This window comes from Streptomyces niphimycinicus, assembly GCF_018883605.1.
Lineage (GTDB): Bacteria > Actinomycetota > Actinomycetes > Streptomycetales > Streptomycetaceae > Streptomyces > Streptomyces niphimycinicus.
Genome location: NZ_JAHLEM010001207.1, coordinates 1 through 1,899, shown reverse-complemented (window position 1 = coordinate 1,899; position 1,899 = coordinate 1). Strand labels below are relative to the sequence as shown.

The following is a 1,899-nucleotide window of genomic DNA, read 5'->3' as shown; positions in this document are numbered from 1 at the left end:
GGTCGGGCCGCGGGCCGGCCGCGGCGGTCGCCACCGGCGCGGTGGCGGTCTGCGGTGTGACGGGAACGGTGCTCATCGTTTCACCCACAGCCGGTCGTAGTAGCTGCCGGTCTCGCCGCGCATCTGGTAGTTGCGCAGATCGGGCGAGCGCGCGGCGAGGAAGTTGAGGCTGCCGATGTAGATGCCCGCGGCGTCCTCGGTGAGCTCCTTCTCGACCTCGGCCAGGAGGGCGTTGGACGCCTCGGCGGTGGGTGCCTTGCGGGCCTTGGCCGTCAGGGCGTCCACCCGCTTGTTGTGGTAGCCGGTGTAGTTCTGGGCGGCGTCCGAGGTGAAGCAGGTGGTCACCAGCTCCAGTGCGCTGTCCAGAACGATGTACATATCGGTCCCGTACAGGTCGCCCTCGCCCTTGGAGGTGGCCAGTTCGAAGGCGGACTCGCTCATCGCATCCAGGGTGATCTCCACCCCCACGCTCTCGAACTGCTGCTGGAGGACCTGGGCCATGAGCGGCCACGGGTCCTGGGCGCCGTGCAGGAACCTCAGCCGCAGCCGCCTCACACCGGCCTCCTTGAGGAGGGCCCGCGCACGCTCCGGGTCATGGGTGTAGGGGCGCGCGGTGCGGCGGTAGCGGTCGAGGTGCTTGGGGAAGGCACAGCCCCAGGGGTCGGAGAGGCCGAAGGAGACCCGGGTGAGCTGTTCGCGGTCCACCGCCCAGCTCAGCGCCTGCCGGACCCGGGGGTCCTTCAGCTCGGGCCGCTTGTGGTTCGTCGTGATCCACTGGCTGCCGCGTACGGGCACGGGGTGGACGAAGCGTTCGCGCATCTCGGGGTCCGCGGTGAAGCGGGCCGCCTGGCTGGGCACGAGTCCTTCGCCGAGGACATCGACCCTGCCCCCGCTGAGCTGGAGTGCCTGGAGCGGGTAGTCGATGCCCCAGCGGTACTCCAGGGTGTCGATCAGCGGGGTGCCGCGCCAGAAGTAGTGTTCGTGGGGGCGGAACAGCGCGCGCTGCCGCTTGCTGTCGTAGCGGGTGATCCGGAAGGGGCCGGTGCCCACCGGGGTGCGGGAGAATCCGGCGCCGAGGCGGGCCACCTCCTCCTTGGGCAGCGCGGCCATGTACGGCTGGCACAACAGGGCCTGGAAGAGGATGTCCGGCTCGCTGAGACGGATCCGCAGGGTGTGGTCGTCGAGCGCCTCGAGCCCGCGGACCTTCTTCGCCTTCTTCTCGTAGACCTCGGTGGCGCCCTCGATGCCCAGCAGATAGCTCGACGCCCAGGACGCCAGCTCCGGGTCCAGCACACGCGTCCAGGTCCAGACGTAGTCCTGCGCGGTCACCCTGCGGCCGTTGTGGAACCGTACGCCCCTGCGCAGGGGCACGGTGTACGTCCTGCGGTCCGCGGAGATGTTGGGCATGGCCGCCGCGGCGTGCGGCGCGGGCCCGTCGGCGGGTCCGGCGTACTGGTACAGCGGGGCGTGCAGCACCGTGGAGATGGCTTCCCAGCTATGCAGGTCCCAGCCGATGGCCGGGTCGTAGGACTGGGCCTCGTCGGACCAGGCCGTGATGACGTGTCCGCCGCGGCGGGCGCCGCTCTGGTCGCCCGGACCGGGCGCCCAGGCACCGACGTGGGCCAGGGCCCCGGGGCGCGGGGGCGAGCCGGGCCCGCCGCAGCCGGAGAGGAAGGCTGCCGCGGCTCCGGCGGCACCGAAGGTCATCAGTTGTCGTCGGCTCGGTAGGGGTGGTGGTCCGGCCATGGGTGTCCTAATCCGTGTGTAGGGATTCCAGCCGGGCCCCGGCGGGGTGGCTGGTCTTGCTGCTGGATGGGGTCGTGGTGGCCCGCGGGTGCCGGGTGAATCCCTTGTGGTTCCCGGCCCTGGAGGCCTTACGAGAGACCGGCGACAGCCGGT

Annotated in this window: 1 protein-coding gene; it reads right to left on the bottom strand. The window is 71.1% G+C overall.

Going from position 1 to position 1,899, the window contains the following annotated elements; all coding sequences use genetic code 11:
• Positions 1 to 72 precede the first annotated feature (72 nt).
• Positions 73 to 1,707: an ABC transporter substrate-binding protein gene (locus tag KN815_RS48880; protein ID WP_216348172.1), complete on the bottom strand. Its 1,635-nt coding sequence runs from the start codon at positions 1,705 to 1,707 to the stop codon at positions 73 to 75.
• Positions 1,708 to 1,899 lie beyond the last annotated feature (192 nt).

Excerpts from the sequence above, each read along its gene's own strand:
- KN815_RS48880 (WP_216348172.1), bottom strand. The coding sequence starts at position 1,707 with ATGACCTTCGGTGCCGCCGGAGCCGCGGCAGCCTTCCTCTCCGGCTGC.